Source organism: Nocardia sp. JCM 34519.1 (assembly GCF_020361265.1).
GTDB lineage: Bacteria > Actinomycetota > Actinomycetes > Mycobacteriales > Mycobacteriaceae > Nocardia > Nocardia arthritidis_A.
In genome coordinates this window covers 316,386-329,480 of the sequence record NZ_JAIRBR010000006.1, presented here as the reverse complement: position 1 = coordinate 329,480, position 13,095 = coordinate 316,386, and the positions used below count along the sequence as shown (strand labels likewise).

The following is a 13,095-nucleotide window of genomic DNA, read 5'->3' as shown; positions in this document are numbered from 1 at the left end:
CCCGCCGTCACCAGTCGTTGCTGATCCGCGAATTGCGCAGCGCCTCGAGTGTCGCGGTCGCGATCCGGTCGCGCAGCTGCCCGACGCGTGCGGTCCACTGCCGGGTGAACCCGGGATCGGATTCCAGATCCGTCCACGCCTCGCGCAGCCGGGGCGGTGTGTGCGCGCCCGGCATCCACAGCGGCACAAGCTGTTCCAGCACGGGCGCGAGCAACGTCGCGGCCTCGTGGTTGGCCGGGTCGAATCGGTCGGCCACCTGTCCGATGGTGGTCAGCAGCCAGTCGTGGACGGCCAGATCCTCACAGAAACGCTGTGCGGCGGCGATATCCTCCTCGGCGACGATGAGCCGGACCGAGCGCAGAGTCTCGTTGTCGAGCCGAAAACCGAAGCGCGGCCGCTGTTCCGGCTCGGCCGCGACCTCGACAGCCCAGCGCAGCCGTGTCGTCGCGGCGCGCAACCGCACCTGCTGATCGAGCCGGTCGTCCACCCGGATCAGCTTCAGCAGCCGCCAGCCGATGGCGGCCAGATCGAGCCTGCTGTTGGCGACGGCCGGATCGGGGCGATCCGGATTGTCCGTGCGCAGGAAGCCGTCGGTCAGCCGGGTGCCCGCGTCGGCGCCGAGTTTGGTCACCGCCTCGATGATCCCCGGCCTGCCCATATAGTGCGACCACGGCTGACGGGTCCGCTCCGCGGCGGGTGCGACGCGAGTCTGCGCTGAGCTCTGCAGTATCCGGCCGCCGACCACGACCACGCGCGTGAGCACCGTGCCGATGGCGTGCACCACCTTGCCGGACGACTGGGTCAGGTCGCAGTCGATGCCCTCCACCCGATTCGGTGAAATGACAAGCGGCACCGGGCGTTCCCGCGATGTCATGGCGGAGCCGGGCTTCACCGTGCCGAGCAGTTCGAGCACCGCCGAGTTGTCGAGCACATTCGACGAGGGCAGCACGCAGGTGTGTATCTCGCCGAATGCGGCCACCGGTGTCGCGGCCGATTTCGGGGTTTCGGCCGCATTGCGCGCGGCAGCGGCCATTGTCATGCTCCGTCCGGCAGCATATCGACGCGATATTTGGCGACATCGTCCAGAATTACGTGTGACAGTCGACGGGAGACCTCTCGCGGAATCACCAACCGCTCGCGACGCCCACGTTCGACCGTCAAATCCACCACGTCCGGATCGAGGTCGATATGGTCGAGGATCACCCGGACCGCGTTCTCGATCTTGAGGTATTCCTGCGGCAGAATGGATACCGCGCGATACGCCGCGAACGGTTTGGCATGCGGATTCAGCTGCACCACCGAAGGCATTTCCCACCACTGCTCCGGCCAACTATCGCCCGCCTGCCATTTATAGGGCTGCACCACTTCCTCGCCCTTGTAGCGGACCATACCCAATCGCAACAGCTGCCAGACCGCGGCGAGAAAAGGGCAGGACCAGCGGATATATTCTTCGCCGCCCTTGCCGATCTCCTTCTTCCACATTTCCACGTCGAGAAATATGGAATGTTCCCTGGCCCCGTATTCGACCGGCGGCCGGTATTCCGGCACTCGCATCGCCTGGATCGAATCGTGGTCGGAGGACCGGCGGCCGTTGCACATCCAGCCGGACTCGACGTCGGGCGGGCGTCGCCCGGTCGTATCCTCCAACGGCTCGGCAACCAATCGGGAGGCGACCATCCGCGCCAACTCGATCTGCTGCCCGGTCGGCGCGCCGTTGTGGTACAGCGGGGTTTCCCAGCAACCCGCCTCGCGCACGAGGTAATCGATGCGCAGATCGCATTCGTCGGCCGCGTCCAGCAATTTCTCGATGATCTCGGTGGGGTCGGTATTCGGGCCGAAATAATCGTCGATCAGGAAACAGGTGCTCACCCGCGCCTCGGCGAGCTCCAACTCCTCGGCCGCCGCCTCGGTGTACAGCTTCACCAGCCGGGCGACCTTGCGGAATTGGGCGCGGATCCGGTCCCGGCCGTTGGTCATATCCTTCATATAGAAATGACCGGTTTCGATGGACAGATGCGAGAACTTGACGCCGGAGGCCCGTACCTGCTCGGTGACCTCACTGTATGCGGTCTCGGTTTCCATTGTCAGAGCCTCTCCCACATCGCCGGGTCGACAAGTTTGTCGGCCAATTCCTGGAAGGCTTGCACCGTCTCGATATTGGCTATTTTCTTGGTGACATCGGTATCCAGGATCACCTGCTCGCGCCATTGCAGTACGGGTTCCATCGGCGTCGCGCCGAGCAATACGGTCGGTCCGATGAGATTGGCCGAGGCCAGCTGTTTGAGCGCCTCGTTCTGCTTTCGCAGCCAGGCCCATTGCGCGCCGCGACCGGAGGGCGCCGACTCACTCATAGACGGCACGGCGGTCCGCACATAGCGCAGCGAACCCAGCAGCGGACTCGGCTCGTGCCCGCATTCCGCACCGGTCTGCAGCAGCCCGAACGGTCCGTGCACCAAACCATTCGCGGCGACGATGTGCTGGCGCGTCCAGCGGTGGAAAACCAGCCAGCGGGTCACCGCGTCGCGCAGCTGGGACCGGGCCGTCGCCCGCAATACGATCTCCAGGGCCACCGACCGCCCCGCGCTGAGATCCACTATGGTGACGTCGAATTCCTGTTCACAGGTCACCAGCAGTTCCACGCACCGCTTGACCATCTCGTCGTCCACCGTCTTGAATTCGGCGCCGCCGCGATCGCCCGGATACAGCATGAGTTTGTACGGGTGCCGGGGCGCGCGCAGTTCGTCCCGGCTGGTCTCGACGCGCACATTGCACGCACCGATCGAGCTGTTCTCGCCGTGCAGATAGGAGTGCATCCCGTCGCTGTTCGACGTGCCGCGATCCACCCGGGTGATCTCGAAAAGCGCACCCGCCGTGGGAGATCCGAAATCGAAATCCAGGTATGCGACATTGCGGCCCCGGACGCTCAGCCGGTACGCGATATTGCAACTGGTCACCGAACGGCCGGTGCCACCCTTATCCGATGTCGAGAATACGAGCATGCAGTTACCCATTCCTCATGGCGTCGAGACCGGCGAAATCCAGCTCATCCAACTCACGCATCGCCTCCGCGCACAGGCTGTGTGCGGTGCCGGGCCGCTCGTCGAGCAGTTTCCTGGCACGTTGTAATTGTTGTTCGACATGTTCCAGCGCGGTGCGGTTCGGTGAATTGTCTTTTTCGCTGAGCTCGAGATACTGCTGGTTCAGCAGATGCTCGGCCTCGTGCAACAGCTCCAGCGCCCGCATGGCCGAGGTGGACGACCGCAGCGGCGGCTCCCGGTAACTCGTATCCGCCACGACGAGGCATTCGATGACGCGCTCGGTCAAATACCATGAGGGCCCGCCGTTTCCGTTGCCGCGCGAGGTTCGCGGCGGCTCCTCGTCACCGGTCGGGCGCCGGACCGTGAAAACCCGCTCCGCATCGTCCCACAGTCCCATGGCCGGACCGTCCGGGAAAGCCCGTCGTTCCAGGTGATCCATCGCCGACTGGGCAAGTTCCAGAAGTCGGTCGCGGGTGGTGAGCGTGCTCGACAGTCGCGCCGCCTGCAAGGTCCGCTTCAACAGCACCGGCGCGAAATCCGAGGCGTTCCAGCGCAATTGCGGGCCGCCGTCGACAGTTTCGCTGCCTACCAACGAGAGCCGGACGCCAGGGATGTGCAGATCGCGCGCGGTATCGTTCTCGGTCACCCGGCGGATGATCCGGCCGCGCCGGGCCAACTCGTCGAAAACCGGTGTGGCCCTTGTGAGATCGTCATCGCTGGCTTCCCGGTTGATCAGATCCTGGATCAGTACCGCGGAGACGCAGAGACTGAAGTAATCGGATTCCTCACCATCGGAGGTACGCCACGGAATGTCCTCCAGCGGCCACCGGCCCTCGCCGTAGCGCGCCATCGATGACCAATAGCGCTGCGCCAGATCACCGCGCAGCTGTAGCGCGTCGGCCAGTCGGCGCTGGTCGGCATTGAGCAGGTCCAGTTCGCGGGTGCGGGCGGAGGTCAGGTCGTTGATGCCGTCGAGTGCGATCACGGTGAAATACACGTAGGGCCGTCCGGCCGCATAGCCCGGCTGGGTCGCGATCGGCACGTCGACGACCTCCTCCGACGACGGAGCCTGCTGGGCAATTCCCCAGGTCCAGCCGCATTCGAACAGCAGACCCTCACTTCTGAGGTCGACATCGGGGGTTCGGCTGAGCGTGATGTCTCGGCTCAGCCGGCCGCGGACCCGTTCCAGCCGCTTGCTCACGCCCTGCGCGACCGCCTCCATCGATGCGCCGGTCTGGTTGAACATGGTCAGCATGATCCGGCCGGTTTCCGATTCCGGCGTAACGGTATTGATCACGAAGCTGCGGACCAGTCCGGTCATGGCGGCGGTGAGCCTGGCGCTGGTTCGCGCGTCCAGCTCGATGATTCGTTTTTCCAGATCCCGCAGCTCTTGCCCGACCACCCAGCGACGGAAACCGCGCAACAGTTTCAGTCCGGCGAGGCACAGCGTCAGCGACATGGAATAGGAGTCGACGACGTCGAGTTCGCGCTGCGCATCGGTCACCGGAATCTGGTCGCCGGAGCGAAGATAGCTGCCGCCGGAGAAGATCGGCCGCCCGTCCGGGACGCTGGTGTACCTGTTGAGGTAGTCCTCGAATATGTCGAGCAGCGTCACAACCACCCGCCCGCCGCGCCCGAGCGGCGCGAGCACCGCGAGCACGTCGTCGGGGATATCGTCCGGGTTGACGATATTGAAGCTGCTGACCTCGGTGGCCGGGTAGAGCAGGCAGAGCAATTGCTCCGCGTCGCTGATGGAGTTGGAGCCATCGCGACCGCCCCAGTTCCACTTTCCGTCGCGATAGCACGCCCGCAGCAGGGAACGCCAGACATCCAGGATCTGCCGTCTCGGTTGGATTCTCATCGAACGCCGTCCCCTTCACCGCTCGTCATTGGGCGTGCCGCGCCGATGGAAGCCACCCGATGCTCGCGGCGACGATTCGAGGCATCGGGAAATTATCACGGTAGACATCCTTTCGCGAATCACCGGATACGCTGAACGGACGACCATCACGAGAAGACCGCCCGGTTTCATTTATGCACCGTTATCCCTTCGCGGACAACACCGTTCGCATCGACGGGAGTTACGACGACAGTTCTATTCTCTGCCATCCGAACCTCCTGGGCAGCGGAACCCGATCCACTACCCCGGCATTCCAGGGACTCGGCGGTTGCATGATCAAAACCATTGCGTAGCTTCGGATTACAAACCAACAAGCGGTCGGTCCCGGCATCCGGAGCCGGCGCGGGCCGAAAGTGCCGGTGGCCGTGACACTTTCCGGACATCGTCCATTCCGGTACCGCGCCGGGGTTTGCAGGATTTACGCTGACGCTCGGAAATTACGGTGGCTGGAGGGCGCATGTCCGGAGGAAACGAGTCGGGCCGGGTGCGAGATTCCGCCGCGACCAGAGCGGCGTTGCTGACGGCGGCACAGGGATTGTTCGCCGAGCGCGGTTTCGAGCGGGCGACGGTGCGGGATATCGCGGCGCGGGCCGGGGTGAATCAAGCATTGCTGTTTCGCTATTTCGGCAGCAAAGAGGAACTGTTCCGGGCGGCCATCACGGAAAAGGGCAGGCGGGTACTGGAGGAGGGCGCGGCCGGCGGTCTGCTCGCCCGGCTGCTCGCCCGCGCCTTGGAGCCGGACGGCACTGCGGCACAGGGATATTGGCTGCAGGCGGCGCTGCGGTCCAGCGGACACGACGAGGGCGGCGCCGCGATACGGCGTGAGCTGGGTGACGAGTACGTCCGGGCGCTGTCCGGACTCACCGAAGACCAGGATGGCGAGCTGTACGCCGATCTGTTGCTGGCCTGGGTCGTCGGCATCGCGCTGATGCGCCATGTGCACCACAGGGAGCCGCTCGCCAGCGCCGATCCCGCGACGGTTGCCCGGCATGTGCTGCGCGCCGCGAATCGGCTCCTCCCCGAGCTCGATACGAATTTTCCACCGCCCGAACGGAATTCAGGCGTTGACGAGCCAATGTGATCTCCCTAACATCGGTAGTTGTAAGCACTCGCTTACATCAGTGGGCGCAGCAGTTCCGCGCCGGGGAAGGGAGCTCGCATGACCGTGAATACCGAGGTGCGCCAATACCCGTTCGGCGAACCGTTCCGCCTGGATATGCACCCGCAGTACGCGAAACTCCGCAGCGACGAACCGGTTTCCCGGGTGCGGCTGCCCTACGGCGGCGACGGCTGGCTGGTCACCCGCTACGAGGACGTCAAGCAGGTACTCGCCGATCCGCGCTTCAGCCGCGCGATAACCGTTGATCGCGAGGACATTCCGCGTACCACCCCGGAACCGGCACGGGCCGGATCGCTGCTGAGCATGGATCCGCCGGAACACACCAGGCTGCGCAAGCTGGTCGCCAAGGCATTCACCGGCCGCCGGGTGGAGCTGCTGCGCCCGCGCGCACAGCAGATCGTCGACGAACGGCTCGATGAGATCGAACGCTGCGGCCCGCCCGCCGATCTGGTGCGCCAGCTCGCGCTGCCGCTGCCGGTCACGGTGATCTGCGAAATGCTCGGCATCCCACCGGAAGAACAGCACCGGTTCCGGGATTTCTCCGACGCCGTGCTCTCCACCACCGCCTACACCCGCGAGCAGATCAACGACGCGCGCGACGCGCTGGAGGCCTATCTGGCGGAGGTGGTCGCGCAGCGCCGGGAACACCCCACCGACGATCTGATGAGCGCCCTGGTCGCCGCCCGCGACAACGAAGATCGGCTCAGCGAGGAGGAATTGGTCAGCCTGGGCGTCACCCTGCTGGTCGCCGGTCACGAAACAACGGCCAACCAGATCGCCAACTTCACCTATCTGCTGCTCTCGGAGCGGGAACAGTGGGAATTGCTGCGCGGCAGACCGGATCTCGTCCCGGAAGCCGTCGAGGAACTGCTGCGCTACGTCCAGCTGGGCTCCGGCGGCGGCTTCGCGAGGGTGGCCACCGAGGACATCGAGCTGAGCGGCGTCACCGTGCGCGCAGGCGAGGCGGTATTCGTCAACACCCAGTCGGCGAACCGTGACGAGCGCGTCTTCGAGGCATCGGAGCGGCTCGACCTCACCCGGAAGATAAACCCGCACTTGGCATTCGGGCACGGTGTGCACCACTGCCTCGGCGCGCAGCTGGCCCGGCTGGAGCTGCAGGTCGCGATCGGCACCCTGCTGCGCCGGTTCCCGGAGCTACGCATTGCCGTACCGATCGACGAGGTTCCTTGGAAGAAGGGGCTTTTGGTGCGCGGGCCGGTGGCCCTCCCGGTGAGCTGGTAGGAGTGCGGCGAATGACGCAGCAACAGTGGCGAATCGAAGTCGATCGCGGCACCTGCATCGGCTCGGGAATGTGCACCGGAATCGCCCCGGATCACTTCACCCTGGTGGACGGGCGATCCGCGCCCATCTCGCAGACCCCGGACGACGCCGTACTCGACGCCGCCGAATCATGCCCCGTCGAGGCGATATTGGTGCGCGCCGCCGAGTCCGGCGCCATCCTCGCGCCGCAACAGTAACCCGGCTATTTCAGGCGCAACTCCACACAGCACTCGCCGGGCCGTGGGGCGAGCGCGGCCTCCACCGCATCCGCCTCCAGCCCGTCGAGCATGCCAGTCAGGTATGCGCGATTCAGTCCGCAGACCAGCTCCGGTTCCGATGCGGCGAGCGGATGAAATGGGCAGTTGTGCAAGCGAATACAGCCCGACCCCGACCGGCCGGGCTCGAAGCCCTGCGTAACGAGCAGTTCCTGTAGCAGGGTGAGCGCACGTTCCGCGCCGAGCCTGCCGGGTTTGCGCTGTCCGCGTTCGGCGCCACCCAATTCCCGGCCGCGCTCGGCGGCGACCCGCAGCGCGGCGTCCCGCGCGGTCTCACCTAGTACGGCGGCCATCAGGATGTCGGCCAACACCTCGTATCGGCGTTCCGGAATGCTGACCCGGATTTCGCCCTCGGCGGTCGACGACTCAGCCTTCCTGGCCAAGGGTGCGCTGTGGCTGATCGCCATCGGCGTACTCGGCGCACTGGCCGCGGCCACCGTCGGATTTCTCGATCTACTCGCAATACCAACGGGCACAACGGCATTCCGCACCGGACTGCTGCACATGAGCCTCAATCTCGCGGTGGTCGTCGCCTTCGCGATCGACTTCCTGTGGCGGCGCGCGGGCGGCGGCCCACACGGCGCCGTGCCGATCGGGCCGGTCATTCTATCGGCGATATCGCTTGCCGCCCTGAGCATTTCCGGCTATCTGGGCGGAAAACTGGCCTACCGCTTCGGCGTTCGAGTGGCCGACGAGGCGACACAGGCCGACGGATTTCAGCACTGACCCTTCTCACGAGGAGATCCCACAACGGGCATCGCGGCATTGATCACCTGGCTGCTCACCGCGGCGGGCGGCTTCGTCCTGCTCGGCACCTGGATCGCGAAAGGCGCACTGCGCCAGCCGGAGAACAGCCACCTGCCGGCGCCGGTGGTATTCGGCCACTTCCTGCTCGCCGCGGTCGGACTGATCCTCTGGATCATCTACCTCGTCGTCGACAAAGTCGCTTGGGCCTGGGTCGCTTTCGCGCTCCTCGTCCTCGTCGCCCTGCTCGGCTTCGCGATGTTGATCCGCTGGATTCCGGTGTACCGCAACCGGAGCATGGATACCCAACCCGCTGAGCGCAGCTTCCCGGTGGCAGTCGTCGGCGGTCACGGGGTATTGGCGGTGGTGACACTCGTTCTGGTGTTCCTCACCGCGCTGGGCGTCGGCCACAGCTGACCCTGCCTCGACCTTGTGGGTGAGCGGCCGGTGACGCCGCTCACCCACAAGGTCTTGCGTGATCCCGGTCATGCCTCATAACATTCAGTGCAATGTCACACCGCACTGACGATGCGGCAGGTAAACCCCTTTACACCTGATGGAGGTATCCATGTCGGAATCGGGCAAGCCCTGGCACGGCGTCATCGTGGCGACCACGCTGCCGTTCGCGGCGGACTACTCGGTCGACTACGACGCATACGCCGAGCACGTGCGCTGGCTGACCGACAACGGCTGCCACGGTGTGAGCCCGAACGGTTCGCTCGGCGAGTACCAGACCCTCAGCGATGAGGAGCGGGCGCGGGTGGTCACCACCGCCGTCGCCGCCGCGCCCGCGAGCTGCACCGTCATGCCCGGTATCGCGGCATACGGTGCGCTGCAGGCGCGCCGGTGGGCCGAGCAGGCCGCCGAGGCCGGAGCCAAGGCGGTAATGCTGTTGCCGCCCAACGCCTATCGCGGTGGACGCGAGGTCGTCATCGACCATTACCGCCGGGTCGCCGAGGTCGGCCTGCCGATCGTCGCCTACAACAACCCGATCGACACCCGCATCGATCTGACACCCGAAATCCTCGCCGAACTGCACGGCGAGGGCCTCATCGTCGGCGTCAAGGAATTCTCCGGCGATGTCCGGCGCATCTACGAAACCCAGGAGCTCGCACCGGATCTGGACGTGCTGATCGGATCCGACGACGTGGTCGTCGAACTCGGCATCGCGGGCGCGGTCGGCTGGGTGGCCGGCTACACCAACGCACTGCCCCGCGCGACCGTCGAGCTGTACAACGCCGCCATCAATCGCGACCTGGACAAGGCGCTTCCGCTGTACCGCGATCTGCACAAACTGCTGCGCTGGGATTCCAAGACCGAATTCGTGCACGCCATCAAGCTGGCGATGGATCTGGCCGGGCGCACCGGCGGCGCGTGCCGACCGCCGCGGGTGCCGCTCGCGCCGGAACTGGCCGCGAAGATCACCGCGGCCACCCGCGACGTGCTCGCGAAGGGCTACCGGTAAGCGATACGGAATTCCGAGGTATCTCCCATGACCCGCACCGAAATCGACGCGGTTCCGGAAACGACGCCGGAACAGGTGGCCGAGCTTGTCGCTGCGGCCGCGGCCGCCGCGACCCCATGGGCCGCAACGGATCTGGTAGTCCGGGCGGATGTGCTGGAACGCATCGCCGCCCGGCTCGACGCGACGGATGAACTCATCGCGCTCGCCGTCGCCGAAACCCGTTTGCCCGAGCCGAGTTTGACCCGCGAACTCACCAGAACCAGCTTTCAGCTGCGACTGTTCGCACAGGTCGTGACGGACGGCGGCTTCCTGGACGTGCGGATCGACCCGGCGGATCCGCAATGGCCCATGGGTGTGCCGCGGCCGGATCTGCGGCGGATGAATGTGCCGCTCGGGCCGGTGGTCAACTTCGCGGCCAGCAACTTCCCGTTCGCGTTCTCCGTCGCGGGCGGGGATACCGCGTCGGCGCTGGCGGCGGGCTGTCCGGTGATCGTGAAGGCGAATCCGGGGCATCCGCGGCTATCTCGTGCGGTCGGCCGGATCGTCAGCGAAGTAATCGCCGAATGCGGCGCTCCGGCAGGTATTTTCGGCATGGTCTTCGGTCGCGATGCCGGGGTCGGGGTGCTCACCCATCCGTCGATCGCGGCCACGGCCTTCACCGGATCGACCGCGGGCGGCCGGGCACTGTTCGACCTGGCGTGTCGACGGCCGAGGCCCATACCGTTCTACGGCGAACTCGGCTCGATCAACCCGGTATTCGTCACCGCCGCCGCGGCGCACGCACGGGCGGACGAAATCGCCTCCGGGCTGCTCGCCTCGGTCTCCTTCAATGCCGGGCAGCTGTGCACCAAGCCGAACCTCGTTGTCGTGCCGGAGGATTCACCGCTGTTGGCGGCGCTGGCCGCGGCCGGTCCCGTCCCGGCGGGCGACCTACTCAACGAGGCGATCGAGCGCGGGTTCGCCGAATCCGTCGCGCGGGTGCGCGGCCACTCCGAGGTCGCGGTGCTCAGCGGTGGCCCCGGCCAGGTCTCCCTGCTGACCACCACCGCCCGCGCGGTGCTCGCCGATAGCGGGATCGTGCACGAAATGTTCGGTCCCGCAACGCTTGTCGTCACCTATCGGGACTACGACGAACTGCTCCAACTGGCCGAAGCACTCGACGGACAGCTGACGGTGTCGATATTCGGCGACGCGGCCGACGACACCGCCGCTGCGCTGCTCACCGCCGCCACCGCGGCGGCGGGCCGAGTGCTCTGGAACAGTTGGCCCACCGGGGTCTCGGTGACATACGCGCAGCAGCACGGCGGCCCGTACCCGGCAACCACCGCGCCGACCACGACTTCGGTTGGCACCGCGGCGATCTCCCGCTTCCTCCGGCCGGTGGTCTACCAGTCGGTGCCCGACGCGCTGCTGCCGCCGCCATTGCGCGACGAAAACCCATTGGGGATACCGCGTTCGGTGAACGGAACCCGACCGCGATGAGCGAGCCGGACATTTCTCCCGATCATGCTGACGTGCGGATGAACTCCGCCGGCGCGGACACGGACGGCGTGGCGCCTGGGCGATCCGATACGTCGGCGTTCATCGACTCGGAAGAGCTTCGTGGAATCAACATATTGATCATCGGCGGCGGAATGATCGGCTGCGCCTTGGCTTATCGGCTCAGCTCGGCGGGGGCGGCGGTGCTGGTGTGTGAGCGCGGCGGCATCGCCTCGGGCACCACCGCGCACGGTGAGGGCAATGTGCTCGTCTCCGATAAGGGTCCGGGCGCGGAGTTGCGGCTCGCGCAGTTGTCCAGGCGATTGTGGCCCGATGTGCTCGCGGATCTCGACGCCCGGGTGCCCGAGCACGCCGCCGCGGTCGAATGGGAACCCAAGGGCGGCATAGTCGTCGCGACAACCGTCGATGGCGCGGCGGCCCTCGCCGACTTCGCCGCCGGGCAGCGTTCGGCCGGGGTCCACTGCACCGAGATGGACGCGGCCCAGCTCGCCGCCGCCGAACCGGCGCTCACCAGAGACGTCACCATGGCCGTGCACTACCCGGACGACGCCCAGGTCCAACCCGCAGGCGCCGCAACGGCATTGCTCGCCGCCGCCAGCGCGGCGGGCGCGACGGTGGCGACCGGATGCGCGATCACCGGCCCGATCATGCACGGCGACAGGCTGATCGGCGTACAGACCGGCAAGGGTCCACGGTACGCGGACGTGATCATCAATGCGGCCGGGCCGTGGTCCGGCCCGGTGTCCGCGCTGCTCGGCGCGCCGATCGCGGTCAAACCGCGCCGCGGCGACGTGCTGATCACCGCGCCGCTGCCGCCGACCGTCTTCCACAAGGTCTACGACGCGGATTACGTCGGCGCCGTCGGCAGTTCGGACGCGACACTGCAAGCCTCCGCCGTTGTCGAATCCACCAGGGGCGGGCCGGTGCTGCTCGGCTCTTCCCGCCGCCAATGCGGTTTCGACGATCGCCTGCACTCCGACAGCCTGGCCGCCATCGCCCGCAGGGCAATTCGCCTGTACCCGGTGCTCGCCGACGTCGCGATCATGCGGGCATACGGCGGCTTCCGCCCATACGTCGACGATCACCTCCCGGTGATCGGCCCCGATCCGAGGCTCCCCGGCCTCTGGCACGCGACCGGCCACGAGGGCGCGGGCATCGGCCTGTCGATCGGCACCGCCGAATTGATCGCCGCCGCGATCGCCGGTGGCGCAACCGAACCGGGTATTTCCGAGTTCACCGTGGACCGCCCGGCCGTACTCGGCCTGCCGGAAAAGGATTCCGAGCGCCCCGAATTCGCCGCGGAGCGGTCCGCGCCATGAGCCATGCGCAGGGTCCGGCAGCGCAGCCCGTGCCATAAACGCCGCCGATCGCCGGCGCACTTGTAAACCATTCCACCGCAACGGAACAGATCACCATGAGTCCGCATCCAATCGACCCGGCCCGCGATCCCGTAGGCCGCGACGACCGCCCGCTGACCATCACCGTCGATGGCACCGAATATTCCGGCGTCCACGGCCAGACCCTCGCCACGGTGCTGCTCGCCAACGGGCGCGAGCACTGGCGCACAGCGCCGACCGGCACCGACCGCGGCGTCTTCTGCGGCATCGGCATCTGCTTCGACTGCGTCGCCACGGTCAACGATGTTCCGGATATCCGGCTCTGCCGTCGTCCGGCCCGCGACGGCGACGCGGTGATCACGCAGTCCCGCACCGGGCATACCGGCGGAGGCGCCGCATGAGTCGATCGCTCGTAAATCCGCTGCCGCGTGCCGA

At 66.6% G+C, this 13,095-nt stretch carries 14 protein-coding genes; 9 read left to right on the top strand and 5 right to left on the bottom strand.

Annotated features, from left to right (window positions below; translation table 11 throughout):
- Positions 1 to 7 precede the first annotated feature (7 nt).
- Genes LGY53_RS18575 through LGY53_RS18560 form a run of 4 tightly spaced genes read right to left on the bottom strand, consistent with a single transcriptional unit; the run spans position 8 to position 4,899 of the window.
- Positions 8 to 1,039, bottom strand: coding sequence for an SCO2521 family protein (locus tag LGY53_RS18575; protein ID WP_225727907.1), 1,032 nt, complete (start codon positions 1,037 to 1,039; stop codon positions 8 to 10).
- Entirely contained in the window at positions 1,036 to 2,082 is a 1,047-nt protein-coding gene (locus LGY53_RS18570) for an SCO2522 family protein (RefSeq protein WP_225727906.1), read from the bottom strand. The genes LGY53_RS18575 and LGY53_RS18570 overlap by 4 nt, the downstream gene beginning before the upstream one ends.
- Before the next feature lie 2 nt (positions 2,083 to 2,084).
- A complete protein-coding gene (locus LGY53_RS18565; RefSeq protein ID WP_225727905.1) occupies positions 2,085 to 2,999 on the bottom strand; it encodes an SCO2523 family variant P-loop protein in 915 nt (304 codons plus the stop codon).
- A gap of 4 nt (positions 3,000 to 3,003) precedes the next feature.
- Positions 3,004 to 4,899 carry an SCO2524 family protein gene (locus LGY53_RS18560; RefSeq protein ID WP_225727904.1) on the bottom strand — a complete coding sequence of 632 codons (1,896 nt, stop codon included), beginning with the start codon at positions 4,897 to 4,899 and terminating at the stop codon, positions 3,004 to 3,006.
- Between the two features lie 496 nt (positions 4,900 to 5,395).
- On the opposite strand from LGY53_RS18560, the gene LGY53_RS18555 reads away from it, so the two are divergent.
- From LGY53_RS18555 to LGY53_RS18545, 3 genes are all read left to right on the top strand, one after another.
- On the top strand, positions 5,396 to 6,019 hold the full coding sequence (locus LGY53_RS18555) for a TetR/AcrR family transcriptional regulator (RefSeq protein ID WP_225727903.1): 624 nt from the start codon (positions 5,396 to 5,398) through the stop codon (positions 6,017 to 6,019).
- 78 nt (positions 6,020 to 6,097) lie between these two features.
- Positions 6,098 to 7,300, top strand: a complete 1,203-nt coding sequence (locus LGY53_RS18550) for a cytochrome P450 (protein WP_225727902.1) — start codon at positions 6,098 to 6,100, stop codon at positions 7,298 to 7,300.
- 11 nt (positions 7,301 to 7,311) lie between these two features.
- A complete protein-coding gene (locus tag LGY53_RS18545) occupies positions 7,312 to 7,536 on the top strand; it encodes a ferredoxin (protein ID WP_167471913.1) in 225 nt (74 codons plus the stop codon).
- A 5-nt stretch (positions 7,537 to 7,541) separates the two neighbouring features.
- Here the strand turns inward: LGY53_RS18545 and LGY53_RS18540 are convergent, their stop codons facing one another.
- Positions 7,542 to 7,925 carry a hypothetical protein gene (locus LGY53_RS18540; protein ID WP_225727901.1) on the bottom strand — a complete coding sequence of 128 codons (384 nt, stop codon included), beginning with the start codon at positions 7,923 to 7,925 and terminating at the stop codon, positions 7,542 to 7,544.
- Here LGY53_RS18540 and LGY53_RS18535 point away from each other — a divergent pair.
- The 6 genes from LGY53_RS18535 to LGY53_RS18510 all read left to right on the top strand — a co-directional run bounded on the left by LGY53_RS18535 (position 7,912) and on the right by LGY53_RS18510 (position 13,061).
- Positions 7,912 to 8,340, top strand: a complete 429-nt coding sequence (locus LGY53_RS18535) for a DUF2231 domain-containing protein (protein ID WP_225727900.1) — start codon at positions 7,912 to 7,914, stop codon at positions 8,338 to 8,340. The genes LGY53_RS18540 and LGY53_RS18535 overlap by 14 nt on opposite strands.
- Positions 8,341 to 8,379: 39 nt before the next feature.
- Positions 8,380 to 8,775 (top strand): hypothetical protein, encoded by a 396-nt coding sequence (locus LGY53_RS18530; protein WP_225727899.1) that lies wholly within the window; start codon positions 8,380 to 8,382, stop codon positions 8,773 to 8,775.
- A 151-nt stretch (positions 8,776 to 8,926) separates the two neighbouring features.
- Positions 8,927 to 9,823 (top strand): dihydrodipicolinate synthase family protein, encoded by an 897-nt coding sequence (locus LGY53_RS18525; protein ID WP_225727898.1) that lies wholly within the window; start codon positions 8,927 to 8,929, stop codon positions 9,821 to 9,823.
- A gap of 27 nt (positions 9,824 to 9,850) precedes the next feature.
- A complete protein-coding gene (locus tag LGY53_RS18520) occupies positions 9,851 to 11,305 on the top strand; it encodes an aldehyde dehydrogenase (NADP(+)) (protein ID WP_225727897.1) in 1,455 nt (484 codons plus the stop codon).
- Between the two features lie 38 nt (positions 11,306 to 11,343).
- Positions 11,344 to 12,642: an FAD-binding oxidoreductase gene (locus tag LGY53_RS18515; protein ID WP_225727991.1), complete on the top strand. Its 1,299-nt coding sequence runs from the start codon at positions 11,344 to 11,346 to the stop codon at positions 12,640 to 12,642.
- A gap of 95 nt (positions 12,643 to 12,737) precedes the next feature.
- Positions 12,738 to 13,061, top strand: coding sequence for a (2Fe-2S)-binding protein (locus LGY53_RS18510; RefSeq protein WP_225727896.1), 324 nt, complete (start codon positions 12,738 to 12,740; stop codon positions 13,059 to 13,061).
- Positions 13,062 to 13,095: the final 34 nt, after the last annotated feature.